This window comes from Leptospiraceae bacterium (assembly GCA_025059995.1).
Classification (GTDB): Bacteria; Spirochaetota; Leptospiria; order Leptospirales; family Leptonemataceae; genus SKYB61.
The window spans coordinates 49,992-76,767 of record JANXCF010000004.1 but is presented as its reverse complement, the minus strand read 5'-3'; the positions used below and the strand labels follow the sequence as shown (position 1 = coordinate 76,767).

Sequence of the window (26,776 nt, the reverse complement as noted above, 5' to 3'; positions counted from 1 at the left end):
GGTATGGATCCTATTACTTTTGAAGTGATTAATATTGTTATTGTGGCATTGTTGGCTTGGGGAATACCTCTTCAGTTTATACCATTAATGATATGGTTGGAGCGAAAAGGAGCTGCCATCATACAAGATCGAATTGGTCCTATACGAGCAAATATTGGTGGGATTCGCTTGTTTGGTTTTTTACATAATATCGCAGATGTAATCAAACTTCTATTCAAAGAAGATGTGATTCCTAACCATGTTTATCGATTTTATTATTTTCTTGCACCTTTTTGGTCCATGACCATTGCTTTGATACCTTTGATGCTGGTTCCCTTTGCTGCCCCTATCACAATTGGGGAGAATGTCTTTCGTTTTCAAGTTGCTACTTATCAGTCGGGGATTTTACTTCTTTTTGCTATCACTGGTTTAGGTGTTTATGGTATCATTTTAGCTGCATGGTCCTCTAACAATAAGTATTCTCTTCTAGGAGGATTACGTTCCTCAGCCCAAATGATTTCTTATGAATTGGGAATGGGATTATCAATTGTGGCAATTTTGATGACTTACCAAGATGTTCAAATACAAAATATCGTAGAAGCACAATCAGGATTTTTAAAAGTTTTTGGGATTACTTTTCCGCTTCCAAATTGGGGAATGTTTTTACAGCCTATTGCTTTTATCACTTTTGTTGTTGCCGCTTTTGCTGAAACAAATCGCACACCTTTTGATTTAGCGGAAGGAGAAGCAGAAATTGTCGCAGGGTATCATACGGAGTATTCAAGTTTTAAGTTTGCTTTGTTTTTCATGGCAGAGTATGCTAATATGGTCGTTGCTTCCATTGTGATTGCTACGTTGTTTTTAGGAGGTTATCAAGTTCCTTTCTTTACAACAGAAGAACTAAGAGCAAATCCTCAATACACCTTAACAGCAATGCTGGTTTTGGGGATATTGACATTCTTGATTTTGGGATTCCTCGTCTATAAAAGAGCAAAATACATTAGTGTTCATTTTCCTGAACCCTTGGGAAAAAAAGAATATTTTTTTATTTCATATGCTCTATTTGTTTTAGCAATTTTGTTTGTAATATTGATTCCTGTTGTATTGAATCTCGAATACAATGACTTAGCTTCTCAAATCATTGTGGCTGTGTTTCAATTAACTATGATCTTAGCAAAGGCTTCGATATTTTTGTGGTTGTATGTTCATGTTCGATGGACACTACCACGATTTCGTTATGATCAGCTAATGAACATGGGATGGAAGCTAATGCTTCCTATTTCTTTGCTAAACGTTATCATAACAGGAATTGTCATAGCTTTATAAAAAGTTGGAGGTGGTTATGGTAAAAGTAGTAAAAAGACCCGAAGTCAAAGGTCTACGACAGTTCTACTTAGTGGAGGTATTGATAGGACTATATACCACACTACGTCATGTGATTAGAAATTTGATTTATCCTGAAAAACTTCCTACAGTCATTTATCCTGAAAAACCCAAACCTATCCCAGCTGCTACCAGAGGACTTCATCGCTTAATGAAACGAGAAGATGGTTCACCTCGATGCACAGCTTGTATGCTATGTGCAACAAATTGTCCAGCATTTTGCATTCATATCAAAGCAGCTGAAAGCGATGATCCTTATATAGAAAAATATCCAGAAAGATTTGATATTGATCTTTTACGTTGTGTTTTTTGTGGTCTTTGTGTGGAAGCTTGTCCTCTTGATGCCATCCGGATGGACATGCCTATCATATCATTCACGGGTTATACAAGGCAAGACTTCATTCTCACAAAAGAAAAATTATTGGATCATGACAATAGTGATTTTCCTCATGCACCTAATTATAATCCTCCTAAACCTTTAGACATCACTCATGGACCACACCATAATGAGTTTTTATCGAGAATTAAGAAGTAAAAATCATTCAGTTAAAAAATTTATAAAAAATCTATATGATTTTTAAACAAGCAATGAAATTTACTTTATTTTTTTGAACTAGTGAAAATTTTAGTAGTATGTTTGAAATTCTCTTTTTCTCGTTTTTGAGTGTTGTATTGATTGTATCTTCATTTCTTGTAATCACCCGTGTTAATCCCATATCATCAGCTCTATATCTTGTGATTGTCTTTTTGGCTTTAGCCGGACTTTATGGTATGTTATCAGCAGGTTTCATCGCCGCCATTCAGATTTTGGTATATGCTGGGGGGATCTTGGTTTTGATTATCTTTGTAATCATGATTATGAACCTTACGATGCAGGATTTGTTACCATTAAAAACTGATTATCTACTTTTAATATCTTTAAGTCTTGTGATTTTAGGTGGTTCATTGATTCCTATTGTTTTAGCCTTTTCGAATTTCTTTCATTTACGCACAAAGGAAATCTCTGATGGATTTGGAAGCATCAAAGAAGTAGCATCCATTTTGTTCACAAAATTTATTTTTCCCTTTGAAATGTTATCTATTCTTTTATTGACTGCCATAATTGGAGCTCTGGTAATAGCCAAAAGAAAGTTATAACGGAGGAAGATGTGGTAACACCTTTTCATTATATCATAGTCTCCCTCATTGTTTTTTCGATTGGTATCTTAGGAGTTCTTTTGAGGAAAAATATTTTTATCATTCTGATGTCGGTTGAACTTTTATTGAATTCAGCAAATTTGGCATTAATTGCTTTCTCAAGAATGAATGCTGATCTTACAGGGCAAATATTTGTCTTATTCATGATAGCGATAGCAGCTGCTGAAGTTAGTGTAGGGCTTGCCTTGGTGATTGCTCTATATCGTCACAAAGAAGAAATCAATATCGATATATTATCAAAACTAAAAGGATGAAGGAATCAAGATTATGACAGAACTAAACATAATAGAATATTCATTGTTGGGTTGGATTTTATTACCTCCTTTATTGGGTTCATTGATAAATGGCATATTACACATATCAAACATTCATAAAGAAGAAAAACCAAAAACCCTTAGTTCACTAATTGCGATAGTTGCATCAGGTTTGACGTTTATTTTGAGTGTTTTTGCCTTTTTTGAGCTCATCAAGCATCCTGAGGGCTCAATCCTAAAACACAAATTGTGGGATTGGATTTTTGCGGGTGATTACCAAATCTCATTTTCTTTACAATTTGATGCATTAACTGCAGTGATGTTATTATTCATTACCTTCGTTGCAACCGTCATTCACATCTATTCTGTTGGATACATGCATGAGGATGAAGGATTCATTAAGTATTTTTCTTATTTGAATTTGTTTTTATTTTCAATGCTTACTTTAGTTCTCGGTGATAACTTAGTTGTTTTGTTTATTGGATGGGAGGGGGTTGGACTTTGTTCTTATTTATTGATTTCTTTTTGGTACTCGGATGAAGAAAAAGCTGAAGCAGGGAAGAAAGCCTTCATCACAAACCGGATCGGAGATGCAGGTTATTTAGTAGGAGTCTTTATTTTATATAACGTAGTTGGAACCGTAACCTTCACGGAACTTCTTCAGAAAAAAGAAATTTTGTCTTCAATCGCTACTCTTGTGGGTATAGCGTTATTCATTGGTGCAACAGGAAAATCTGCTCAAATTCCTTTGTATGTTTGGTTGCCTGATGCTATGGCCGGTCCTACTCCTGTGTCTGCATTAATCCATGCTGCAACTATGGTTACAGCTGGGGTTTATTTAGTTGCCAGAATGAGTTTTCTTTATGAATTGTCTCCATTAGCATCTACTGTTGTTGCAACAACAGGAATACTCACAGCATTATTTTCTGCCACCATTGCCATCGCTCAGTATGACATCAAAAAGATATTAGCTTATTCCACGGTTTCACAATTAGGATTTATGTTTTTGGGAGTAGGAGTAGGTGCACATAATGCAGGTATCTTTCATGTAATGACTCATGCATTTTTTAAAGCTTTATTGTTTTTGGGAGCTGGATCAGTAATTCATGCACTACATCATGAACAAGACATTCGCAAAATGGGGGGACTATTGAAAAAAATACCCATAACTGGTTGGACCTTTCTGATTGCATGGCTGGCAATTGCAGGTATTCCTCCACTATCGGGATTTTTCAGTAAAGACGAAATCCTTTGGAAAGCCATTTCCATTGAAAATCCTCTCGTTCCTTGGCTTCCGAATTTTTATTTTACAATTGGGATTATCACAGCTTTCTTGACAGCCTTTTATATGACTCGCTTAGTAGTTTTTACCTTTTTTGGAGAATATAGAGGTAGCAAGCCACACTTTCACCCACATCGCGAAGAGCATGAACATAAGCACGACCACGAAATCAAAGAATATCCCATCATGTATATACCCCTAATTGTGTTAGCTTTTTTTTCTGTGATTGCTGGCTTTTTGGGAGTTCCTCATGCTTTGGGTGGGCACAATTATATCGAAGAATTTTTATCTCCAGTAGTGGTTATTAAACAAGGACATCATGTTCCACATGAATGGGAAATCCCTTTGATGATTCTTTCTGTTTTGGTGGCAGTTGTTGGAATTTTATTCGCATTCTATGTATTTCTCTGGAAGGAAAAAGTTTCAGAAGCTTTTGTTCATAGATTCCCACAAATTCGATATTTTCTTAATAATAAATATTTCGTTGATGAGATTTACGAAGCTCTTATTTTAAAGCCCATAAGGGGTTTTGCTAATTTTGTTTCTTTTAGAACTGTTGATATGCTCATCATTGATGGTTTTGTAAATAATGTGGGAAATGTAATTTATAGTTTAGGAAGATTTTTGAAGATTCTTCATAATGGTAAAGTTCAAACTTACGTAGTGCTTATGTATTTGGGTTTTGTCCTTTTGTTGTATTTATTATTAATACAGAATTGATACGAGGTGAGTTGTGATAACATTACTGATCCTCATACCCATCTTGAGCATTCCTTTTTTGTTGGTATTTAAAGATAGAAAAGCATTAGGGGTGATAAGCTTTGGGTTTGCTTTAGCAAACTTTTTCGTATCTGTTTATCTACTTCAGCAATTCGATTTTCAAAAAACAGAATTTCAGTTCGTTGAAAGTGTTTTATTAGTTCCGAATTTTAGTTTTTATTACAAAGTGGGTATTGATTCCATCTCCCTTTGGATGGTTTTATTGACCACTTTTTTATTTCCCTTAGTGATTACAGGGGCTTATGATAGTATAAAAGATAAATTTCAAGGTTACTATATTTCTTTGATGATTTTAGAATCATCCATTATAGGGGCTTTCGTTTCTTTGGATTTATTTTTGTTTTATATCTTTTGGGAGTTGATGCTCATTCCGATGTTTTTTATCATTGGGTTATGGGGTGGTAAAGATCGCATTTATGCTACGGTAAAATTTGTGCTTTTTACCATGGTAGGTTCACTTTTGATGTTGATTGGTATCATTTATTTTATTGTAGCTTACAATACCTTTGATTACGAAAAACTTTTACAAATCAAACTTAGTTTTACAGAGCAAGCTTATTTGTTTTGGTTATTCGCTGCTGCGTTTTTGATTAAAGTTCCTGTAGCCCCCGTTCATACATGGTTACCGGATGCTCACACAGAAGCACCAGCAGGTGGTTCTGTCATACTTGCAGGGATTTTACTAAAGCTTGGCACTTTTGGTCTCATACGATACAATCTACCACTCTTTCCCGAAGCATCTCTTTATTTTGCAAATTTATTGGCTATCATAGCGGTCATTGGTATCGTTCATGGTGCCTTTGCCGCTGCGGTTCAACCTGATATCAAGCGGTTGATTGCTTATTCTTCTGTTTCTCACATGGGGTTTATTGTTTTGGGGATCTTTTCTTTCACAGTAAGTGGTATTCAAGGAAGTATCCTTCAAATGATTAATCATGCATTATCCACGGGAGCTTTGTTTTTTCTTGTGGGTATGATTTATGAACATACCCATACAAGGTTCATTGCTGATTATGGTGGTGCTGCTAAGTGGATACCCTTATATGCAGTTTTTTTTATGATATCTACTCTTTCATCGGTGGGGCTACCTGGACTTAATGGTTTTGTGGGAGAATTTACTATTCTGGTTTCTTCTTACAAAGTTTATCCTGTTTTAACAATTGTTGCTGTGAGTGGTGTTGTTTTGGGAGCATGGTATCTTTTGAAGGCTTATGGAAAAGTATTTTACGGTGAATCACGGAATGAAGAAGTAAAAAAACATTTAAAAGACATGAACTTAAGAGAAATGCTTACGTTAATTCCTATGGTAATTTTGATGTTTTATTTAGGACTTTTTCCGAAGCCATTTTTCCAATCGATTGAAGCATCTGTTAAACAACACTTAGAACATCTACAAAAAGTGAATAAGGAGTAACCATATGTCAAATGAATTCATTTATCTACTTCCCTTGTGGATTATAGTGTTTGGTTCACTTTTGATTCTTCTTATCGAAATGTTTTTTCATGAAAATGGAAGAAAAATTATCCCTTCGTTTTCTGTTTTGATCCTACTTACGGCAATAGTGATTGAGGTTTATAATTATATCCAACATAAAAAATTTTCTGTTGAGATTTTACTATTCCATGAAACAGCAAAAATTGCTATTTCAACCCATATCTTTATTTTGGGTTCACTATTCTCGGGTTTACTTACGGTTTTATTTTCAGAGCAGTATCTTAAAGAACAAAGAGCATCTACTGGGGAGTATTATGCCATTGTTTTAGTAGTTGTATCGGGGATGATCAATCTCATTGTTGCTGATGAATTTTTGACATTTTTCGTTGGATTGGAGTTGATGTCTATCGGTGGTTATATCTTGACCGCTTATATCAGAACCAAAGAAATTTCCATTGAAGCAGCCATAAAATATTATTTGCCAGGTGTATTTTCAACTGGTTTTATTTTAATGGGAATAGCTTTTGTATATGGTATTTCTGGAACAACATTTTTTGAACACATCAAATTTCAACTTCCACAAAAATCCCATTCCATATATTTGTTTTTAATTGGAATTGTTTTTATTCTGATAGGTTTGTCCTTCAAGATTGCTTTAGTGCCATTCCATGCCTATGCACCCGATGTTTATGAAGGAGCTTCTGCCCCTATCAGTGCCTTTCTTTCTACTGGTATTAAAATTGCAGCTTTTGCTAGCATGATTAGAATATTAGGAGAATCATTTCTGATGGAAGGCGATTGGAATCAAATACTTCCTTTGTTATCATTAGCTACCATGATTGTGGGGAATGTATTGGCTTTTAACCAAGAGAATGTAAAAAGAATGCTCGCATACTCCAGCATTGCTCACGCTGGTTATGTTTTGTTGGCAATTATTACCCTTCAAAAAGCAAATCTGAGTGATATCTATTTTTCTGTGGGTTTTTATTTATTTGCTTATACTTTCATGACTGCTGGTTCCTTTGGACTTTTAGGATACTTATCCAGAAAAGAAGAGAAATACACGAACATACAAGATTTCACCGGGTTTGCCAAAGATCACCCTTGGTTGTCTATAGCCATGGCAGTTTTTATGTTTTCATTGATTGGTTTTCCACCAACAGCGGGTTTTTTTGGAAAATACTACGTTTTTCGATTAGCTCTTCAGGAAGGTTATATCTTTTTAGTGGTTGTAGGAATCATCAATAGTTTTCTTTCTGCTTATTATTACCTTCGAGTTGTTGTCTATATGTTTATGAAAAAAGAAGAATCAATTGAATTAAATCCGATGCTTCCGACATTGAAATGGGGAGTGGCTTTAAGCGTGATTGGAACCGTGGTTTTAGGATTTGTCCCATTTTTTTACTGAGTCATGAAGCCATATGAATTGAGCTTCCCTATCAAACTGAAAATCTTTTTACAAAGAATTTTGGGGAATATTGCCTTTTTAATCTATGGTGTTGTAATTCTAATTCTTATCAAATTTGTCTATAAATATAAGGTCCTTAATCACAAACAACATAAAGAATTTTTCCAAAGTCTATTTAAAGAAAAACAAAGGATTTTGATTTGCTCTAATCATTTGACTATGATTGATTCTGTTATTTTACAATATGCTTTTGGAGACTATTGGACATATTTATTTCTATTCCGAAGGTTTCCTTGGAATGTTCCAGCAAGGGAGGTCTTTTTTCGAAATTTTTGGATCAACTTATTTCTTTTTCTTTCAAAGTGCATTCCCTTGGATCGTAAAGGATCCCCAGAACATCATGAATTAATTCTAAATCAGACAAAATATATTCTTTCTCAATATGAACCGTTCATTATTTTCCCAGAAGGAGGAAGAAGCCGAAAAGGTAGATTTGACATAGAAAACATAACATACGGAGTAGGAAGAATCCTTCTGGATTTGCCGGGAACAAAAGTCTTATGCGTTTATCTACGTGGAGATAAACAGGAACACTTCACTAATTTTCCTCCAAAAGGATCTGTGTTTTATTTATCTTATAGATTGATTGAACCAAAAACCAGTTCAGAAAAAAGATTAGTTGCAGAAAAAGAATTAGCTATGCAGGTTGGTCAGGTAATCAAAGAACTCGAAGATGAATATTTTGAGAACTACAAGAACATAATAACTAATAAAGTTCATCAACATTCCACTGCTAAAACCTAATTCATAAATTATTCAAAAATAAAGTCATGAATCAAGTTTGGAAATTAGGATTTGTAAGTTTTTTCACAGACATTAGCACAGAAATGGTCTTTCCTTTTATTGGGATTTATCTTTCTTTGATAGGAACTCTTCCCGTTGTAATTGGATTTATTGAAGGTTTAGCAGAAAGTTTTTCTTTTGGTTTTCGGATTATTTCAGGTTTTCTCTCTGATTATACAAAAAAAAGGAAACTACTTTTGGTTTTAGGGTATGGTTTTTCTATTATAGGGAAAATCCTTTGGTTATTTCAAAGTCAAATTATTTTTAGCATGGGTCGATTATTTGAACGATTTGGAAAGGGTATTCGAAATTCTCCCCGTGATGCACTGATTTCAGAATCTATTTCTGATGAAAATCGAGGTAGAGCTTTCGGAATTCATCGCTTTTTGGATACATTAGGAGCATTCATAGGTGTTCTTATCGCATATTTTGTTTTGACGTTTTTTTTCCATGAAACAAACGATAATGCCAAAAAAGAAGTCATCCAAGCTTTATTTATTTTTAGTTTGATACCTGCTGTTTTGGGTTTTTTAATTTTATTTTCTATCAAAGAAAAAATTCAAAAATCCAACCAACATTCTTTTTTTGATTTCATTAAGCAGAGCTTTTCATATATAAAAACGCAAAAAAAAATAAAACTCTTTTTAATAGTTAATTTTCTTTTTGCTTTGGGTAATTCTTCAGATCAATTTCTCTTCATCAAGGCTCATCATTTGTCAATACAGTTAAATGAAATTTTGTTGGGATATTTGGTCTTTAATCTTAGCTATGGATTTCTTGCTTATCCAGCTGGCAAACTCTCCGACAAAATCCAAAGAAAATATGTAATCGCTCTTGGATACGGTATATTTTCAATAACTTATTTTTTTATCTCCAAAATCCAATCCAAAGAAGAGTTTTTCATTAGCATGTTCTTTTATGGTGTCTACAAGGGGTTAACGGAGGGTGTTGAAAAAGCATATTTAACGGATATAGCTGGAGACTGGAAAGCAAGCGTTTTGGGTTATCAATCTTTTCTTTATGGTGTAGGACTTTTCTTTGCTTCTTTGATAGGAGGAATCTTTTGGAATTATGTTTCTTTAGATTGGGTTTTTCTTTTTGGGAGTGTAATGGCGTTGGTTTCTTTAGCTTTAGTGTTGATTTTGATTTGAGTAGAGTTCTACGTATCTTTTTTCGATAAACTTCACAATCTCTGGGAGAGTTTCGTTTTGTAGTTCTTCGTTAATCAATTGAGCGCCTTCACAAAGCAGATGAACCTGATCAGAAAATAAATTTTCGTCCAAAAACTGATTCTTGAGATAATATATTTTTGCATGGGGATAATCTTTAAGGAACGCTTCAAACTCTTGATAAAATTTTTTTAAATACTTTCCGTTTTGGAAATACTTAGGAAACGGAGCGGTAAGGTATATATACAAAATTTGATTTTGATTAAGAAACTCAAGGAATTCTTTTGTATATGAAAAATCCATTGGTGGTTCAGAATTTGCAACATTGATTTGACGTTCTTTCATGATTTGGACCTGAGCCTGCCATTGTAATATTTTGTCTTTGGATATTCGGTCAGAGATATTGTAAAACCCATGATGTTTTTCGATGTTTCTTTTCATGATCAGGTTATCTTGTAGTCCTGACTTTGGTGGTTGGCATTCGGTTTCATAGATTCGATTACAGCTACAGTTAGGAGTTCCATACTCATTCTTTTGAAAAAGATAAGTCTCAAGCTTAAATAGATTCAAAATTGCATCACGATATTTAAAAGTGTGATAGTTTAACGGTATGCTTTGAGACACAATAAAAAACCACTCAGGTCCTCGATAAATTTCTGAGATTTCCCACGTGCTGAATAAAAACAAAAATCGATGGGAAAAAAACTCCCACCAAAACTCTTCGTTATATTTTGGTTGTGGACTCATGAATTCTTGCTTGAGGTTTAAGACTCGCTTTATCGTCCTTACGTAGATATATTCTTTCAAAGGCATATCAGGATAAACAAAATTCACCAAACGTTGATCGACCAAAGGATTCCCTTTACCACTATGGACTAAAGTTGGAGAACCCGCAAAGATGACAGCTTTTGGTTTTTTATTGTAATGTAGATATTTTTTCATAAAGTATTTATAATACCTTGTGCCCATGGCGGGCAAAGAGAAATTATAAATATTACGGAAATTCGATGGATTAAATGACATGCTTCTTGAATCACCCAAGATTATGATGTCGTATTCGTTTTTCCCTCTTTCGATTTTTTCACGAATATAAGTGATAAGAAACTTTTCTGGTTTTTCAAAATAGTAAACTGGAAAAACTCTCACAAGAATTTCGATCAAAACAATGAAAACAACAAACCAAAAGAATAACTTTTTAAAAGGCGAAGTAAATGACATCTTTTCCAAAAACCCCATTGAGGATAATAGTGAAATAGAGAAATATAAAAACGATTAGTTGAAATCGAAGTTTTTTTTCAAAAATCCATTCCGGGTTGTTGGTTTTCCAACGAAAATAATCCAATATCAAAACTGGAAGAATTATTTTTAAAATCTCCCATAAGTAGGTTCCAAAATCAGGAAGTTGATTGTGTTTTTCCCAAATATCCCAATTAGTAAAAAAATCAGAATATAGTATCCAAGAGTGTTGAAAATCATACGCTCGAAAAGAGATTGCTGCAAATCCAAAAAATATAAAAGTAATCAAAATAGAAAGAAAGGTTTTTATGAAATCTGGGAGGAAACGTATGACCTTTATATTCGAAACTTTTTCCTTCCAATGTTTGCGATAATATACATAAAATATTGCATAAAGACCATTCATGAGTCCCCAGTTAATGTAGGTCCAGTTTGCACCATGCCATAATCCTGAAATAAAAAATACAATCATAATATTCCGATACTGATACCACTCTCCTAAGCGATTCCCACCAAGGGGTATATAAACATAATCCGTAAACCAGCGGTTCAAAGTGATGTGCCAACGGTTATAGAGCTCAATGGGGTTTCGGGAATACTCAGGGCAGTTAAAATTTTCACTGAGTTCAAAACCCAAAAGTTTTGCTGAACCCTTTGCGATATTCGAATATCCGGCAAAATCACAATAAACTTGAAAGGCAAATGCCATCCCTCCTAATAGAATATGGGCACTACCATTCCCTTTTGCCAGTTCAGGATTGTTAAAATACAAAAAAGAGTTATCCAAAAATACCTTATTGACTTGAGCACTCAAATGATCCGCAACGCCAACTTTCAGAAAATATCCATATAGCAAATACCAAATCCCTTTCATGATTTGATCAAAAGGGACACTCCTTTTGTTTCTGATTTGAGGTAGAAGATCCTGAGCTCTCTCAATAGGTCCAGCAACGAGTTGGGGAAAAAAACAAACAAACAAAGAAAAATGAATGAAATCCTTTTCGGGTTTAATGATCTTTCGATAAACATCAATTGTGTAGGACATGGTTTGGAAAGTATAAAAGCTAATCCCTACTGGCAAAATCACATTGAGTAAAAGTTTATTCTTTTCGACGAGAAAAATGTCTAATCTCGTTAAGTTATAAAGAGTATTCAAAATCTCAACAAAGTTTGTGATGAAGAAATTAAAGTATTTGAATGTAAATAAAATCAATAAATTTCCAAAAATGGAAATAGATAATAGTAGTTTTCTTTTTTTTGGATCTTCTGTTTTACCTAAAAGATTTGATACAGAATAATCCAATAATGTGCTAATAAAAATCAAGCTTAAATAGATCCAATCCCACCAACCATAGAAGAAATACGAGGCTACCAACAAAAATAGGTTCTGCCAGCGAACATTAGATTTCACAAATAGCAAAGTCCAATAAACAATAAGAACAAATACAAAAAAATAAAGATACGTATTAGAGTTAAAAATCATTGATGAAACAACGAAATTTCAATCAAGCAAAAGGTCAAGATAAAGATAAATCAGAGTGTTGAAATCCAAAAGCTAAGCAGCAAATTGTAAAGATGGCTCTCCAGTAGGTTTTATGAGTTGTATATAAACAAAAAAATGTATAATCTCCGAAGGTCTGACATTAATTCTATAAGCACTAACTCTTATAAAATCATAAACGATGTCTTGTATTTCTATTTTTTTCAAAATCAAATCTTTTTGAATCATATTCCTTAAGGTCAAAAAGTTGATTAGGTCTTTGGGGTTATTTTCTAAATGGTAATTCCATAAAAACCAATTATTCCAAAGGAATTCATCAAATTGAGAACGTCGTATCAATTCATCCACGAATTTCCATTCCCAATTCCTCATACCTATGAGAAGTTTCATACTATCCTCCCTATAACGTTATATCGCTATTTTTAAAGTATGTTTTAAAAAGATTTGATTGGAAAGATAAAAAAAAAAGATTGAATTATGTATGCTCGAAGATTATGAATTCCCGCCCATTGAAAATGCGATTGAAGAGCTAAAACAAGGAAAGATGATCATTCTCGTTGACTCAGAGGATCGAGAGAATGAAGGGGATCTCGTTGTTGCGGGGGAGTTTGCTACACCAGAAGTGATCAACTTTATGGCAACTTACGGAAGAGGTTTGATCTGTGTTCCAATGGAAAGTGAAAGGATCAAAAAACTACAATTAGAACGAATGGTAAAACAAAACAATGACATATATCGCACAGCTTTTACTGTTTCTGTTGATGCAGCGAAAGGAATTACAACAGGGATTTCTGCTTATGATCGAGCAAGAACCGTACAAGTTCTCATCGATGATAATGCAAAACCAGAGGATTTAGTCAAACCCGGGCATATTTTTCCCTTAGAGGCGGTTCCTGGAGGAGTCATACGAAGAGCTGGACACACAGAAGCATCAGTTGACTTATGCAAACTTGCGGGCTTGAAACCTGTTGCTGTGATCTGCGAAATCATGAATGATGATGGAACCATGGCAAGGCTTCCTCAACTCATTACTTTTGCAAAAAAGCATAACTTAAATATTTATAAGATTGAGGATTTAATACGTCTCCGCTTAAAGACTGATACGTTGATTCATTTAGAAGTTTCAGCAAAGTTACCTACTGACTACGGGGAATTCCAAATCTATGCTTTTTCAACCACAATTGACGATAAAATTCATTTAGCTTTGGTCATGGGGAATGTTAAAAATCAAAGCAATGTTTTAGTTCGAGTTCATAGTGAGTGTCTTACTGGGGATATCTTTCACTCAAGAAGATGTGATTGTGGACAACAACTACATGCAGCATTAACATTGATTTCTAAAGAAAAAAGAGGAGTTTTGGTATACATGAGGCAAGAGGGTAGAGGTATTGGTTTAATCAACAAACTCAAAGCATATCGATTACAAGATGAAGGATATGATACTGTCGAAGCCAATGAACGATTAGGTTTTAAACCGGATTTGCGGGATTATGGCATTGGAGCTCAAATCCTACGTCACTTTGGATTATCTACCATACGACTCATGACAAATAATCCAAGAAAAATCATTGGTTTGGAAGGACATGGATTAAAAATCGTAGAAAGGGTTCCACTGATTATCCCACCAGAAGAAGAAAACCGATTTTATTTAGAAACAAAAAAACTGAAATTAGGACATTTGTTGGATTTATGACATGTCATCGCAAAAATATCAAACTCAAGGTTCCATTGCTGTGATTGATTTCGGTGGGCAATACGCCCATTTGATCGCCTCAAAGATTCGACGTTTAGGTGCTTATAGTGAAATTTTCCTTCCAGAAAATTTTTTTGAATACTTCAGACCCGATGTTCACAAAGGAATCATTCTTTCAGGAGGACCAGAATCTGTTTATGATGATCATTCTCCTAAGATTGATAACAAGATTTTTGAACTCAATATTCCCATTCTTGGAATTTGCTATGGTCATCAATACATGATGCACAACTTGGGGGGAGAAGTTCAAAGAGCTCAATACAAAGAATATGGTAAAGCAGAACTTAAACAAGTATCAAAAGAAACCAAAATCTTAAAAAATGTTTCTGAAAATTCGTTGGTTTGGATGAGCCATAGCGATGAGGTGATAAAAATCCCTGAGGGTTTTCATTTAACTGCTTCTACGACAAATTGTAGATTTGCCGTTGTTGAGGATTTGGTTCGAAATCGATTTGGCGTTCAATTCCATCCTGAAGTCAGCCACACCATCGAAGGAAAACAAATCTTAAAAAACTTCATTCAAATCTGTGGGCTAGAGGGCACATGGGATTTGAAGTTGTATTTAGAACATCTCATAGAATATTTAAAAGAATTTATCAATGATAAAAACGTTTTTTTCTTTGTCTCAGGTGGGGTGGATTCTACTGTTGCCTTTAGTATTTTATACAAAATTCTTGATAAGCACAAAATTCACGGAGTCATGATCGATACAGGCTTTCTTCGCAAAAATGAGACCAAAAAGGTTCTTCAAAACCTAAAGACCTTGGGAATCGAAATTAAAATCGAAAACTATGAAGCTCTTTTTTTAGAAAGACTCAAAGAAGTTGTGGATCCGGAAATAAAACGAAAAATCATTGGGGATTTATTCATTGAAATTCAAAATCAAATCCTTCAAAAACTAAACATAGAAAACGAACCTTGGCTTCTTGGGCAAGGAACCATTTATCCTGATACAATAGAATCAGGTATGACAAAACATAGCCATAAAATCAAAACCCATCATAATCGTGTCCCCATCATCCAAGAATTGATAAAACAAAACAAAGTCATTGAGCCACTAAAAGAACTCTACAAAGATGAAGTTCGGGAGATAGGTTTAATGTTGAATCTACCAAAAGAGTTGGTTTTCAAACAACCTTTTCCGGGTCCAGGATTAGCTGTCCGATGTCTTTGTAATGATACTTATCATGGACAAATTGAAAACATCACAAAAGAATTAGATAATTCAATACAAATTCAGCTCAATGAATTAAAAGCAGAAGTTTTTCTTTTACCCATAAAAAGTGTTGGTGTTCAAGGAGATCAAAGAAGTTATCGTCAACCGGCTTTTCTGTGGATTCATGATGAAGATTTCTTTCGAAAAAATTTTCGTTGGCAGATTCTTTTGGATCTTACTACTAATATTATTAACACCGAAGGACGTTGTAATCGATTGTTGCTTTATATTCCCGATTTTGATAATAAGCATACTTACGACTTCATTTTAGCAAAAAAGAAATTCCTTACAAAAGATAGAATAGACTTGCTAAGAGAATTGGATGAACTCGTAAATGATTTTGTTCAAAAGAGAAATCTTTTATTTGAGATATGGCAATTCCCGGTGGTTTTGATTCCCATTGAGAATCAAGAAAAAAAAGAATCCGTTGTTTTGCGCCCTGTTGTTTCTTTGGATGCCATGACGGCTTCTGTTTATGAAATGAAGCCTGATATTTTTTTGGAGCTTTCAGAAAGAATCTACAAAACGAAATTAGTTTCTCATGTGTTTTATGATCTCACTTCAAAACCTCCAGGAACAATCGAATGGGAATAATTTACTTAATGACTGATTATGGCATTCAGGATCCATACGTAGGGATATTGAAAAGTCGTGTGGGTGTAGTTAACCCCAAAGCACTTCTTGTGGATTTGAGTCATTCGTTAAGGCAGTATGATGTTTCTTTTGCAAGCTGGTTTTTGTATCTTTCCTACGTGAGTTTGGAGTCTCCCTCATTTGTTTGCGCTGTTGTAGATCCAGGTGTTGGAACTGAAAGAAAACCCATCATTGTAAGAATACAAAAACGATATTTTGTTTTACCAGACAATGGATTAATCACTCTGATTTACGAAGAAAACAAAGAAAAATCAGAAGTTTTTGAAATTGAACCAAAAAAATTAGAAAAACTTTATAAAAATTTTTTACAAAAAAAGAAGATCCAACTTCAATACGAATTAAGCACAACCTTTCATGGAAGGGACCTTTTTGCTCCTGCAGTTGGATTTTTATCGTACGATGTAAAACTAAGAAAAAAATTCACAAAGAGTTGTGAAAGCATATATACCCTCAAAGATATCATTCATCCCATCAAGATCGATCTTTCCCAAAAAGGAAACTACAAAGGAAAGTTCGTTTATTATGATCATTTTGGAAATTTATTTACGAATTTCAAAATTATTAACAAAAAAACTCAAAATCAAATCCAATTAAAGATTTTCGAACAAAAAAAAGAAATCATGCATTTAGAAAATTTATTTTCCACTTATGGAGAGAAAGAAAAAGATTCTTTTTTGTTTTATGTTGGTTCTTTTGGATTTTTGGAGGTAGCGATGAATCAAAATTCGGCTTTTTCAAAGTGGGGGAATTGGGATCAAATCAAAAACTTTGATTTAGAATTACGTGTTTTATAATGAATGAAAATCTCTTTGAATACGTTATGGCAGGAGACAACAAAAAAGTTATCGCAATTAGATGATCCTAAAAGAGAATCGTATTACTTAATAAAAAATTTTTTCTCTTTGGATGAGAGGGATTTTCTCTTACCAACTACAATTGATGTCAGTTTACAGAGTTTAAAAGAATTTTACCACAAAGTAGAATTACGAAAGAGAAATTATCCCTTTGCCTATCTTTTTCGGAAAAAAGAATTTTTTTCCTTGGAGTTTTATGTGGATGAGCAGGTTTTGATCCCTCGTCCTGAAACCGAATTACTTGTAGAATTTTTTTTAAACGAAGTTAAACAATCAAAAGAAAAAATCCTTTGTTTGGATATAGGAACTGGCTCAGGTTGTATCGCCATCAGCGCCATCAAACACACAAACGAACAAGTTTGTTTCATAGGGATTGATATTTCAAAATCAGCATTAAAAGTTGCTAAGAAAAACAAAGAAGCTCTATTAACAAATAAAGAAAAAAAACGCCTCAAGCTCATGCGAATGGATTTTTTGACGGAACATCAAAAACTTTCAAAGTTTTCTTTTGATTATATCTTATCTAATCCTCCATATGTCTTGAAAGAAGAAGTAGAATACATGAATAAAGAAACTTTTTACGAACCCGAAGTAGCTCTTTTTGTGGAAAATCCTATTTGGTTTTATCAGATTTTTTTCAAGAATTCCCTTTTGCTTTTAAAAGAAAAAGGAAAAGTCTTCTTAGAAACTTCTCCTTCTTTGATTTCTATTCAAATAGAAATCTTGCGTGCGTTCCCTCAAGTTGAATGGGAAATAAAAAAAGACTACCAACAACAAGAACGTTTTTTGTTCATAAAGAAATTTTAGGAGTTTTGAGGGTTTCTTGAACATGCTTTGGTAGTATGAAGCTTCCTTTGTGGATTTCTGGGGTGTAGTATTGCAGATTCCATGATTCTATATTTTCCTCTCTCCAGCGTTGTTCTAAATTTTCAAAGGGAGTATATTTCTTTGAGAAAAAAGTAAAACCGATGAAACCACCAGGATATGTGGGAACTAAGGTGTTGTAATAATAGGCAATAGGGAAATATTTTCTTCCAAAACTGAGTAGTTGCAAGATGATGTCTGTGAACATTAACATATGTTCTGCTTGGTTGATCAAAATCCCATCTTCTTTTAGAGCTTCAAAACAAAGGCGAATGAACTCTTCTTTGAACAAAACTTCTGCTGGTCCAACAGGATCACTTGAGTCAACGATAATGACATTGTATTCGTTTTTGTGTTTTTTTACCCATTCAAAACCATCTTCAAAGACTAATTTGACTTTGGGATGTTCTAGTTGATGAGACATAGTAGGAAGGTATTTTTTTGAAACTTCTACAACTTTTTGATCAATTTCACACATGGTCACTTTTTCTAAGACTTTGTGTTTTACGATTTCTCTTACAGTACCACCATCACCACCACCAATCACTAGCACGTTTCTAGGTTCCTTATGAGCAAACATGGGAACATGGGCAATCATTTCGTGATAGCCAAATTCATCTTTTTCGGTGCACATAATTACGTCATCAAGTGTGAGCATTCTTCCAAAGCCTGTGGTTTCATAGACAGCTATTTGTTGAAATGGACTTTGTTCTTCATGAAGTTTTCTTGTGATGGAAACTTGTGTTTTTATATGTTGTGCCATGTTTAATTTTTCCACAAACCATTCTGACATAACCAACCTCAACCTCGAAAAGTAGATTTCTGAACAGAAAAATGTAAAGACAATAGAGGTAAAGATAAAAACTTTGATGTTATGGAAGATCGCCCTTTTAAAGTTTTAGGGATTCAGCAAATAGCAATTGGTGGAACAAGCAAAGAAAAACTCAAGGAATTCTGGGTAGATATTATGGGACTGGAGAAAGTTGGAACATTTCGCAGTGAAAAGGAAAATGTCGATGAGGACATACTTCGGATCGGAAAAGGACCTTTCTCTGTGGAAATCGACATCATGGAGCCAATCGATCCGGAAAAATCCCCGAAGGTCCACATCCCACCTTTAAATCACATTGGATTATGGGTTGATGATATTGAAAAAGCTGTTGATTGGTTAACAAAAAAAGGGGTTCGTTTCGCACCAGGAGGTATCCGAGTAGGAGCAAGTGGTCATAAAGTGGCATTCATCCATCCCAAAGCCAATGAAGAATTTCCCTATTCAGGAGAGGGAGTTTTGATTGAATTAGTACAAGCTCCTGAGGAAGTCATAAAAGCCTATCGTGAGTGAATATGGTAAAAATCAAGCCTTTTCGAGCTTACCTACCCAACCCAGATTTGGTTGAGTCTATAGTTTCACCTCCCTATGATGTAGTAGAGATAGACGAAATTAAAGAGATCATCAACCGAAAGGGAAAATACTCTTTCTTGAGGATCACTCGTTCAGAGGTGGATTTCGAAAAGATTGATCCATATGATGTAGAAGTTTATCATCAAGCAAAAAAAAACTTAGAAGAATTTATAAACCAAAACGTTTTTTTCCAAATTCAAGAAGAAACTTTTTTTATTTATCGTTTGCAATGGCAGGATGTGGATCAATCTGGCATTGTGGGACTTACTCATATTGACGACTATATGAATAACAAAATAAAAAAGCATGAACTAACTCGCCCAGATAAAGAAAAAGATCGCTTTGATCACATTGATATTTTAGGATTCAATTGCGAACCTGTTTTTTTTGCCTTTAAATCCGAAGAGTCCCAAAAACTCACTGAATTTCTCGGAAATCACACCCAAAAAGATCAAAATTTACTCTACGACGTAATTGATGATCAGGGAATAAGGCACAGAGTTTATATCGTAAATAAAAGAGAAGATCAACAATTAATTCGAGATGCGTTTCGAGAACTCTCATGTATCTACATAGCCGATGGACACCATAGAACAGCATCGACCGTCAATGTGGGGTTGAAAAGAAAACAAAACGATCCCAACTATCATCCTGAGAAGTCTTATAATTATTTTTTAAGTGTAACTTTTCCGTCTCATCAATTAAAAATACTACCTTATAATCGAGTTGTTACGGATTTGAATGGTTTGAGTGAAAATGTTTTTTTGGAAAAACTAAAAGAAAAGTTTCATGTTTTCGAAAAGAAACAACAACTTTCTTTGCATAGCTTCAATATGTTTCTTGAAGATCAATGGTATCATTTGAAACTAAAACCCGAGTTTTATCGAGAAAAAGAAATAGATAGATTGGATGTTAGTTATCTACAAGATTATGTATTAAAGCCACTTTTGGGGATTGATGATCCACGAACCTCAAAACGAATTCATTTCATTGGGGGTATCAAAGGAGAAGATGAATTAGAAAAATGGGTTCAAACAAAAAAAGGAAAGGTGGCTTTTTCACTTTATCCAACCCCAATTTCATCTTTATTTAAAATTGCTGACAATGAGGAAATCATGCCCCCGAAATCTACATGGTTTGAACCCAAACTAAAATCAGGCTTTTTTCTTTACGATATTGACGAAGATTTAAAAAAATAGTTGGAAATTTCAATAAAATTCACTATTATGGAAATGTCTTATGAATGTGAATAGAAACTATGATTACGTGGAAATCATGGATACGACTTTACGTGATGGAGAACAAATGGATGGGGTTTCTTATTCAACTTTTGAGAAGCTCCAAATAGCAAAATTCTTATTAGAAAAACTCCAAGTTGATCGTATAGAAATTGCAAGTGCTCGTGTCTCCAAAGGAGAGTTTGAAACTGTTAAAGAAATCTTTGATTGGGCAAAAACCAAAAATCTACAGGATCGCATTGAAATTTTGGGTTTTGTTGACTATAAATCCAGTGTTGATTGGATTGAAGAAGCTGGTGGAAGAGTCATTAATTTACTTACAAAAGGTTCAAAAAAACACTGCGAATACCAATTAGGAAAAACCCTTCAAGAACATTTAAAGGACATCGAAAAAACAATTCAATATGCTTATGATAGAAATTTTATTATCCATGTTTATTTAGAAGATTGGAGTGGTGGATATTTATATTCACGAGACTATGTGGAAGAAATGTTAAGGGCGTTAATTCAAATGCCCATCAGTCGATTTATGTTCCCGGATACTTTGGGTATTATGGAGCCTGATGAAGTTCGAGAAGGGATTGATTGGGCACTTCAGTTGTTCCCAAAGTTAGAAATTGATTTTCATGGTCATAATGATTACGATCTAGCCACTGCCAATTCCTTAGCCGCCATCAAAGCTGGTGCCAAGGGAATCCATGTAGCTGTCAATGGCATGGGTGAAAGAGCAGGTAATACTCCCTTAGAAGCTGTTGTCACTGCCATCCATGATAAGCTAAAAAAAAGAACTCGCATTAATGAAAAAGCCATCACTGATGCCTCACGCTTAGTGGAGACCTTCAGTCGTAAAAGAATCGCTCCTAATCATCCTATTGTGGGACAGGATGTTTACACTCAAACAGCAGGTATACATGCTGATGGGGATAAAAAATATAACTTATATGCCAATCCGATTTTACCCGAGAGATTTGGACGACAAAGGTATTATTCTTTAGGAAAACTGTCAGGTAGAGCTTCGATTTCAAATAATCTAAAAATGTTAGGGATTGAACTTTCACCAGAGAAAGAATTGATTTTACTCGAGAGAATCAAAGAACTTGGAGAGAAAAAGGCGACTGTCACAATAGATGATTTACCATTTCTTATTGAAGATTTATTTGGTGGAATTCAAGTTATTTATATTAAAGTGAAAGAATTAGAAATAGTCACAAAACTTCATGATAACCCTATTGCAAAGGTCCTTTTGAATTACTTAGAAAATGATTACTATGCCGAAGCCAGCGGTGATGGTGGTTATGATGCTTTCATGAATGCCATAAGAAAAATCTCCGAAATGAATCAAATGTCGATTGCAGAACTCACAGATTATGAAGTTCGTATTCCCCCGGGTGGAAGAACTGATGCTCTAGTTGAAACCGTGATCACATGGAGGAGTCCTTTTGATGGAACGATCTTTCGGACAGTAGGCGTCGACTCCGACCAGCTTCTTGCGGCTGTGAAAGCGACAGAAAAAATGCTAAACCGCCTGTATTTGATTTCGCAAAACCAAAAATCAATGAGTCCAATCAGTGAAGAGATAAAATTGTCATAATGATTTTTTCTTGAATCTAGGTATAGGAATTTCTAAGCTAAAAATCGTGTTTTTTGAAGCTGAACGATATTGAAGTAATTTTGTGTAAATGATGTCTACATCGAATGGTTCAAAACCAGACCTTAAAAAAAGAATGATACTTCGTAAACCCGCACCGAAGCCACCACCCAATGTATCCGCTTCCTTTTGATACAAGTGCAGTGTAGCTTCAAAAGGATTTTTGTTGGCATTGATGAGATCTTCTTTGATTTTGTTTAAATTATATTCAACCCTTTCTTTATCGATGACTGTAATAGGACAATTATTCAGAACATTTACAATGAAATATTCCACTTCATTTTTCTTCTGTATCTTCAGTGTAACTACGATCTTTTTATTGAATTTTTCTGACAAAGCAAAAGAATTTGTTTTATATTTTTCAATCAAATTTAGAATTGTGTTCGTCAAATCGATATTATCTAAACCATACTTTTTCAAAATATCGCTTTGACTAAACTCGATTGCTTCTTGTATATCTTCTTTGATTTTTTCTTGATCTTTGTCGGGATTTTCTTTTGTGATTCTTTGAAATAACATATTCTCTAAAATTGCCCATCGATTATTGGCTTTGTTGGCATTATTTATCAACTCACCAATAGACCAAAAAACTGCTTCTGCAAGCATATAGTAGTCAACATCTAAGTGGTCAGTAGGATTTTGGAAAATTTGAAAAATCAAATTTCTTAAATGGAGTTCACCATCAGGTATATAATCCTTCCCAACAAGAATTACTGTATCTTTTTTATAGATATCTTCTAATTTTATGTTTTGAGTCATTTTGATGATTATAATATTAATGAACTAAAGTTGCAAGTTCTTTTTTGACATGATAACAAAAGAAAAAAAGTAGTTTTAATGGTGAAAAATACAAAAAAAAACTTACTCATTCTTCTTTTAATTGTAGCTTTAGATTTTATCAGTTTTACATTGATATTCCCTTTGATGCCTGATTTATTGATCTTTTACTCGAATACTTTTGTTTATGACTCAGACATTAAAATCATCAACTTTTTCATATTTTTGAGTGGTTTTATTCCCACTAATGTTCATCATTTCATTCAAAACGAAAATTACGTAGTTGTTTTGATGGGTGGGTTTTTTAGTTCACTATTTTCTTTTCTGCAATTTCTTTTTTCTCCCTTATGGGGCAAATTTTCAGACCTGAAGGGTAGAAAGTTAGTGTTAACTTTATCAAGTTTGGGTATGGCAATTTCGTATTTGATTTGGTTTTTTTCGAATAGTATATCATTCTTTTTGGTATCAAGGATTTTAGCCGGAGTCATGGCTGGAAATTTGAGTGTTGCTACAGTTGCGATTTCCGATTTGGCCAATCATCAAAATAAAACCTTCTATATGGGACTTTTGGGGATGGCAATGGGGATTGGCTTCATCTTAGGTCCTCTTTTAGGCGGTGCCCTGTATTACTTAGGGAAACACATCTTTCAATTGGAAGGAGCTCATCCCTTTGCGGTTTGCGCTCTTGGTGCTTTTTTGTTATCAATGTTAAGTGTCATTTTGAATATCTTTTTTTTTGAAGAAACTAAAAGTTCATTAAAAATAACTCAGGAAAGTCAAATTTTCCTTACTCAACAAAAAATGAAAAATAAATTAATTCGCTATCTAATCTTTTTGAACTTCATTTACATGCTAATTTTTACTTCATTTGAATTCACCTTCACTTTTTTTTACAAGTTTTACTTTCACTTTTCACCTGAAACAATCGGGCTAATATTTTTTTACTTGGGATTTCTTTTAGCTTTCAGTCAAGGTTGGATTACAAAAAAGATCTCAGGTAAATTCTCAGAAAAAGAATTATTAGTATTAGGTATTTTTATGTTGTCGGTTTCATTTCTGTTCTTGTTTTTTAGTGTTTCCAATGTCTATTTTTCTTTAATAGCACTTATTCCTTTGGCTATTGGGAATGCCTTTTTTCAACCCTCAATAGCGAGCTATGTTAGTCAACTCGCTCAAATGGAAAAGAAAGGATTAACTATAGGAATTTTGCGTTCCACAAATTCATTATCAAGGGTTTTTGGTCCACTAATTGGTGGTTTTCTATTTTGGATTTTCGGTTCAAAAATTTACATAATTTTCTCATTACTAATGGTCTTTTTATTATTGATTTTGCTTTGGACAAAAAAAGTTTTCAAAATAAATTGACATTATATTATAGAAATGATGGACTTAGGAAAACTTTTTTTTACAATAGGCATAATTTTCATAGTTTTAGGCTTACTATTTAGCTTGTTAAACAATGAGAGTTTTCCTTTCAGATTTTTGGGAAATCTACCAGGGGATATTCGTATCGAAAAAGAAAACTTTAAATTTTACTTTCCCCTTACAACGTCGATTTTCATTAGTCTACTCTTAACGCTAATTTTTTATCTAATACAAAAATTCCGTTGATTTTTATTTCAGACTATACATTTGTAAGTGGTTGAAAGATGGTCTTTATTTTTTCCTCTTTTGTTTTTTCTTTTTTTTCAAATTCTTTGATTACTTCTTCTCGAAAGTATCTCTGCGAAGAAAATCTTGTTTCTCCTTTTTGGGGTCTCAATCTTATATAACTTCCATCAGGTTGTAAGATTCTTGCATTGTGATTATCTCTAAAGATGGCATCTAAAAAGCTTATGATTTTCTTCTTCAATTCAACGTTATCGATGGGAAAAAACGTTTCTACTCTACGATTCAGATTTCTTGTCATTAAATCTGCTGAGGATAAATAAATCTTTGGATTACCATCATTATGGAAGTAATAGATTCTACTATGTTCTAAAAACCTACCCACTATTGAAATCACTCGAATATTTTCACTAATACCTTTTAATCCTGGTTTCAAACAACAAATACCTCGAACATTAAGATCAATTTTGACCCCTGCCATAGAAGCTTTATATAACATTAAAATTACTTCAGGATCAGACAAAGAATTGATTTTGATTTTGATTTCTGCCTTTCTTCCTGCCTTAGCAATATCAATTTCATTCTCAATTAGCTTATATAAAGTCTGCCTTAGGTTAATTGGTGCTAAAGCGATTTTATTAAATTTTGGAACCTCAGCATAACCAGTTAAGGCATGAAATAAATTTGACACATCATCATTAATCTCAGGATCAGCTGTTATTAGTCCTAAGTCAGTGTAGATTTTAGCAGTGATGGGATTATAATTACCAGTTGAAAGATGTACATACGATTTGACACCATCTTTCTCTCTTCTGATTACTTGTAATGCCTTTGCATGAATTTTTAATCCCACTAACCCATAAACCACATGAACACCATGCTTTTCCATTTCTCTTGCCCAATTGATATTTCGTTCTTCATCAAAACGAGCCTTTAATTCTACTAATGCAGTTACTTGTTTCCCTTTTTCTGCGGCTTGGATAAGTAATTTGACAATAGGACTATCACCACTTGTTCTATATAATGTTAATTTTATGGCTAAGACATTTTCATCTTCCACAGCTGCAGTCAAAAAATCTATGACGGTTTGAAAAGAGTCATAAGGATGATGAAGGAGAATATCTTTTTGTTTTATGATATCAAAAATTTCTTTTGGTTCCTGTAGTGATACGGCATTTCTAGGAATGAAAGGTTGATCTTTTAGTTCATTTCGATCTTGGATTTTTTCATAAATTTCCCACAAATTGTTAAGATTCAGCATGCCAGGACGTTCATAAGTTTCGAATGGTTTTAAATCAAGTTGCTTCATCAAAAACTCAACTAAATCCTTTGGCATTCCTTTTTGATAATTGAGTCTTACTGCTTCCCCCCATTTTCGGTTTTTTAATTCCTCTTCGATGGTAGACAGTAAATTTTCTGAACTAACTTCTTCTATTGATAGTTCTGAATTTCTAAATATAGTAAAACCATGTATGCTTATGATTTCATTATTTCCAAAGAGTTCATTGATGTGGAGTTTTATGATTTCTTCTAAGGGGACAAAACGATAGAGAAATATGTTATTTTTCTTCTTTCTTGGAAGTTCAATAAAACGAGGTAGGACATCAGAAGGAACTTCTATGATTGCATAAGAAATCTTATTTGGGTTTTTTACTAATCTTAGCTTTATTGCTAAATTCAATTTTCCATTTAGGATTTTAGGAAATGGATGGGAAGGGTCAATGGCTAATGGAGTTAGTATTTTGAATAACTCTTTTTTAAAAAAGTCCTTCAAAAATTTTTTATCTTTATCATCTAAGGATTTTTCCAATGTTTTAACCTCTTGATATATTTCTATTCCATGATTTTTTAACTGACTTAAAATTGCATTCAATACTTTATACTTCAAGTTCATGAGTTTATGAACTTTGTTGTGAATCTCAATCAATGTTTCATCAGCAGTTTTCCCATCCAATTGGATCTCGTTGATAGAAGAAGCCACGATTTGTTTCAAACCAGCCACTCGAACCATAAAAAATTCATTCATATTGGATTCATAAATAGCAATGAACTTCAATCTTTCTAGTAGCGGATTATCTTTTCTCATTGCCTCCTCTAAAACCCTGTAATTGAACTCAATCCATGATAGCTCACGATTGAAAAATAAATCATAATTGTTAATACTCAAAATATTTTGGTTTTTGAATTGATTTAGTACTCTATGTTTATTAGCAATATTTGCATTGTTTTTGTCTTCGTTTAATTTGAGTTTTTTTACTTTTATCTCACTGTTCAAATTTTTTTGTTCTAACATAT

24 protein-coding genes are annotated in these 26,776 nt (G+C 33.7%); 18 read left to right on the top strand and 6 right to left on the bottom strand.

Features of this window, described 5'->3' with window-relative positions:
- Positions 1–3 precede the first annotated feature (3 nt).
- From NZ853_06925 to NZ853_06885, 9 genes are all read left to right on the top strand, one after another.
- On the top strand, positions 4–1,305 hold the full coding sequence (locus NZ853_06925) for an NADH-quinone oxidoreductase subunit H (protein ID MCS7205412.1): 1,302 nt from the start codon (positions 4–6) through the stop codon (positions 1,303–1,305).
- 16 nt (positions 1,306–1,321) lie between these two features.
- Entirely contained in the window at positions 1,322–1,897 is a 576-nt protein-coding gene (locus tag NZ853_06920; GenBank protein ID MCS7205411.1) for an NADH-quinone oxidoreductase subunit I, read from the top strand.
- Positions 1,898–1,995: 98 nt separating this feature from the next.
- Positions 1,996–2,499, top strand: coding sequence for an NADH-quinone oxidoreductase subunit J (locus NZ853_06915; protein ID MCS7205410.1), 504 nt, complete (start codon positions 1,996–1,998; stop codon positions 2,497–2,499).
- An 11-nt stretch (positions 2,500–2,510) separates the two neighbouring features.
- Positions 2,511–2,813: an NADH-quinone oxidoreductase subunit NuoK gene (nuoK, locus tag NZ853_06910; protein ID MCS7205409.1), complete on the top strand. Its 303-nt coding sequence runs from the start codon at positions 2,511–2,513 to the stop codon at positions 2,811–2,813.
- 13 nt (positions 2,814–2,826) lie between these two features.
- The gene (gene nuoL / locus NZ853_06905; GenBank protein MCS7205408.1) at positions 2,827–4,815 is read left to right on the top strand and encodes an NADH-quinone oxidoreductase subunit L; all 1,989 of its coding nucleotides are present in this window, start codon (positions 2,827–2,829) and stop codon (positions 4,813–4,815) included.
- Between the two features lie 13 nt (positions 4,816–4,828).
- Positions 4,829–6,289, top strand: a complete 1,461-nt coding sequence (locus NZ853_06900; GenBank protein ID MCS7205407.1) for an NADH-quinone oxidoreductase subunit M — start codon at positions 4,829–4,831, stop codon at positions 6,287–6,289.
- 4 nt (positions 6,290–6,293) lie between these two features.
- Positions 6,294–7,718 carry an NADH-quinone oxidoreductase subunit N gene (locus NZ853_06895; protein ID MCS7205406.1) on the top strand — a complete coding sequence of 475 codons (1,425 nt, stop codon included), beginning with the start codon at positions 6,294–6,296 and terminating at the stop codon, positions 7,716–7,718.
- A gap of 3 nt (positions 7,719–7,721) precedes the next feature.
- Complete coding sequence (locus NZ853_06890) at positions 7,722–8,522, top strand: 1-acyl-sn-glycerol-3-phosphate acyltransferase (protein MCS7205405.1); 801 nt, start codon at positions 7,722–7,724, stop codon at positions 8,520–8,522.
- Between the two features lie 26 nt (positions 8,523–8,548).
- Positions 8,549–9,712, top strand: coding sequence for an MFS transporter (locus tag NZ853_06885; protein MCS7205404.1), 1,164 nt, complete (start codon positions 8,549–8,551; stop codon positions 9,710–9,712).
- Here the strand turns inward: NZ853_06885 and NZ853_06880 are convergent.
- The 3 genes from NZ853_06880 to NZ853_06870 all read right to left on the bottom strand — a co-directional run bounded on the left by NZ853_06880 (position 9,692) and on the right by NZ853_06870 (position 12,857).
- Entirely contained in the window at positions 9,692–10,948 is a 1,257-nt protein-coding gene (locus NZ853_06880; GenBank protein ID MCS7205403.1) for a DUF1574 domain-containing protein, read from the bottom strand. The two genes, NZ853_06885 and NZ853_06880, sit on opposite strands and share 21 nt — an antisense overlap.
- Entirely contained in the window at positions 10,926–12,377 is a 1,452-nt protein-coding gene (locus tag NZ853_06875) for an MBOAT family protein (protein ID MCS7205402.1), read from the bottom strand. The genes NZ853_06880 and NZ853_06875 overlap by 23 nt, the downstream gene beginning before the upstream one ends.
- A 144-nt stretch (positions 12,378–12,521) precedes the next feature.
- Positions 12,522–12,857 (bottom strand): hypothetical protein, encoded by a 336-nt coding sequence (locus NZ853_06870; GenBank protein ID MCS7205401.1) that lies wholly within the window; start codon positions 12,855–12,857, stop codon positions 12,522–12,524.
- A gap of 91 nt (positions 12,858–12,948) precedes the next feature.
- Between NZ853_06870 and NZ853_06865 the strand changes: the two genes are divergently transcribed.
- The 4 genes from NZ853_06865 to NZ853_06850 are packed head-to-tail and all read left to right on the top strand — an operon-like array spanning position 12,949 to position 17,751.
- Complete coding sequence (locus NZ853_06865) at positions 12,949–14,160, top strand: bifunctional 3,4-dihydroxy-2-butanone-4-phosphate synthase/GTP cyclohydrolase II (protein ID MCS7205400.1); 1,212 nt, start codon at positions 12,949–12,951, stop codon at positions 14,158–14,160.
- Position 14,161: 1 nt separating this feature from the next.
- A complete protein-coding gene (gene guaA / locus NZ853_06860) occupies positions 14,162–16,030 on the top strand; it encodes a glutamine-hydrolyzing GMP synthase (GenBank protein ID MCS7205399.1) in 1,869 nt (622 codons plus the stop codon).
- A complete protein-coding gene (locus NZ853_06855) occupies positions 16,021–16,884 on the top strand; it encodes an SAM-dependent chlorinase/fluorinase (GenBank protein MCS7205398.1) in 864 nt (287 codons plus the stop codon). Before guaA ends, NZ853_06855 begins: the two co-directional genes overlap by 10 nt.
- Before the next feature lie 3 nt (positions 16,885–16,887).
- On the top strand, positions 16,888–17,751 hold the full coding sequence (locus tag NZ853_06850; GenBank protein ID MCS7205397.1) for a peptide chain release factor N(5)-glutamine methyltransferase: 864 nt from the start codon (positions 16,888–16,890) through the stop codon (positions 17,749–17,751).
- Here NZ853_06850 and speE read toward each other — a convergent pair.
- Complete coding sequence (gene speE, locus NZ853_06845; protein MCS7205396.1) at positions 17,735–18,601, bottom strand: polyamine aminopropyltransferase; 867 nt, start codon at positions 18,599–18,601, stop codon at positions 17,735–17,737. The genes NZ853_06850 and speE overlap by 17 nt on opposite strands.
- A gap of 81 nt (positions 18,602–18,682) precedes the next feature.
- On the opposite strand from speE, the gene NZ853_06840 reads away from it, so the two are divergent.
- From NZ853_06840 to NZ853_06830, 3 genes are read left to right on the top strand one after another with little or no spacing between them, the layout of a single operon-like run.
- Positions 18,683–19,150 carry a VOC family protein gene (locus NZ853_06840; protein ID MCS7205395.1) on the top strand — a complete coding sequence of 156 codons (468 nt, stop codon included), beginning with the start codon at positions 18,683–18,685 and terminating at the stop codon, positions 19,148–19,150.
- 2 nt (positions 19,151–19,152) lie between these two features.
- A complete protein-coding gene (locus tag NZ853_06835; GenBank protein MCS7205394.1) occupies positions 19,153–20,409 on the top strand; it encodes a DUF1015 family protein in 1,257 nt (418 codons plus the stop codon).
- 40 nt (positions 20,410–20,449) lie between these two features.
- Positions 20,450–22,039 (top strand): 2-isopropylmalate synthase, encoded by a 1,590-nt coding sequence (locus tag NZ853_06830; GenBank protein ID MCS7205393.1) that lies wholly within the window; start codon positions 20,450–20,452, stop codon positions 22,037–22,039.
- Here NZ853_06830 and NZ853_06825 read toward each other — a convergent pair.
- Positions 22,034–22,855, bottom strand: a complete 822-nt coding sequence (locus NZ853_06825; protein ID MCS7205392.1) for a hypothetical protein — start codon at positions 22,853–22,855, stop codon at positions 22,034–22,036. The two genes, NZ853_06830 and NZ853_06825, sit on opposite strands and share 6 nt — an antisense overlap.
- 78 nt (positions 22,856–22,933) lie before the next feature.
- Between NZ853_06825 and NZ853_06820 the strand changes: the two genes are divergently transcribed.
- Positions 22,934–24,238 (top strand): MFS transporter, encoded by a 1,305-nt coding sequence (locus tag NZ853_06820; protein MCS7205391.1) that lies wholly within the window; start codon positions 22,934–22,936, stop codon positions 24,236–24,238.
- A 15-nt stretch (positions 24,239–24,253) separates the two neighbouring features.
- A complete protein-coding gene (locus NZ853_06815; protein ID MCS7205390.1) occupies positions 24,254–24,484 on the top strand; it encodes a DUF2905 domain-containing protein in 231 nt (76 codons plus the stop codon).
- 13 nt (positions 24,485–24,497) lie between these two features.
- Here the strand turns inward: NZ853_06815 and ppk1 are convergent, their stop codons facing one another.
- Positions 24,498–26,756: a polyphosphate kinase 1 gene (gene ppk1 / locus NZ853_06810; GenBank protein MCS7205389.1), complete on the bottom strand. Its 2,259-nt coding sequence runs from the start codon at positions 26,754–26,756 to the stop codon at positions 24,498–24,500.
- Positions 26,757–26,776 lie beyond the last annotated feature (20 nt).

What these genes read in the sequence shown, in the direction of transcription:
- NZ853_06925 (MCS7205412.1), top strand. Translation starts at nt 4, where the DNA reads ATGGATCCTATTACTTTTGAAGTGATTAATATTGTTATTGTGGCATTG.
- NZ853_06920 (MCS7205411.1), top strand. Translation starts at nt 1,322, where the DNA reads ATGGTAAAAGTAGTAAAAAGACCCGAAGTCAAAGGTCTACGACAGTTC.
- NZ853_06915 (MCS7205410.1), top strand. Translation starts at nt 1,996, where the DNA reads ATGTTTGAAATTCTCTTTTTCTCGTTTTTGAGTGTTGTATTGATTGTA.
- nuoL (MCS7205408.1), top strand. Translation starts at nt 2,827, where the DNA reads ATGACAGAACTAAACATAATAGAATATTCATTGTTGGGTTGGATTTTA.
- NZ853_06895 (MCS7205406.1), top strand. Translation starts at nt 6,294, where the DNA reads ATGTCAAATGAATTCATTTATCTACTTCCCTTGTGGATTATAGTGTTT.
- NZ853_06890 (MCS7205405.1), top strand. Translation starts at nt 7,722, where the DNA reads ATGAAGCCATATGAATTGAGCTTCCCTATCAAACTGAAAATCTTTTTA.
- NZ853_06885 (MCS7205404.1), top strand. Translation starts at nt 8,549, where the DNA reads ATGAATCAAGTTTGGAAATTAGGATTTGTAAGTTTTTTCACAGACATT.
- NZ853_06880 (MCS7205403.1), bottom strand. Translation starts at nt 10,948, where the DNA reads ATGTCATTTACTTCGCCTTTTAAAAAGTTATTCTTTTGGTTTGTTGTT.
- NZ853_06870 (MCS7205401.1), bottom strand. Translation starts at nt 12,857, where the DNA reads ATGAAACTTCTCATAGGTATGAGGAATTGGGAATGGAAATTCGTGGAT.
- NZ853_06865 (MCS7205400.1), top strand. Translation starts at nt 12,949, where the DNA reads ATGCTCGAAGATTATGAATTCCCGCCCATTGAAAATGCGATTGAAGAG.
- guaA (MCS7205399.1), top strand. Translation starts at nt 14,162, where the DNA reads ATGTCATCGCAAAAATATCAAACTCAAGGTTCCATTGCTGTGATTGAT.
- NZ853_06855 (MCS7205398.1), top strand. Translation starts at nt 16,021, where the DNA reads ATGGGAATAATTTACTTAATGACTGATTATGGCATTCAGGATCCATAC.
- NZ853_06850 (MCS7205397.1), top strand. Translation starts at nt 16,888, where the DNA reads ATGAAAATCTCTTTGAATACGTTATGGCAGGAGACAACAAAAAAGTTA.
- speE (MCS7205396.1), bottom strand. Translation starts at nt 18,601, where the DNA reads ATGTCAGAATGGTTTGTGGAAAAATTAAACATGGCACAACATATAAAA.
- NZ853_06840 (MCS7205395.1), top strand. Translation starts at nt 18,683, where the DNA reads ATGGAAGATCGCCCTTTTAAAGTTTTAGGGATTCAGCAAATAGCAATT.
- NZ853_06835 (MCS7205394.1), top strand. Translation starts at nt 19,153, where the DNA reads ATGGTAAAAATCAAGCCTTTTCGAGCTTACCTACCCAACCCAGATTTG.
- NZ853_06830 (MCS7205393.1), top strand. Translation starts at nt 20,450, where the DNA reads ATGAATGTGAATAGAAACTATGATTACGTGGAAATCATGGATACGACT.
- NZ853_06825 (MCS7205392.1), bottom strand. Translation starts at nt 22,855, where the DNA reads ATGACTCAAAACATAAAATTAGAAGATATCTATAAAAAAGATACAGTA.
- NZ853_06820 (MCS7205391.1), top strand. Translation starts at nt 22,934, where the DNA reads ATGGTGAAAAATACAAAAAAAAACTTACTCATTCTTCTTTTAATTGTA.
- NZ853_06815 (MCS7205390.1), top strand. Translation starts at nt 24,254, where the DNA reads ATGATGGACTTAGGAAAACTTTTTTTTACAATAGGCATAATTTTCATA.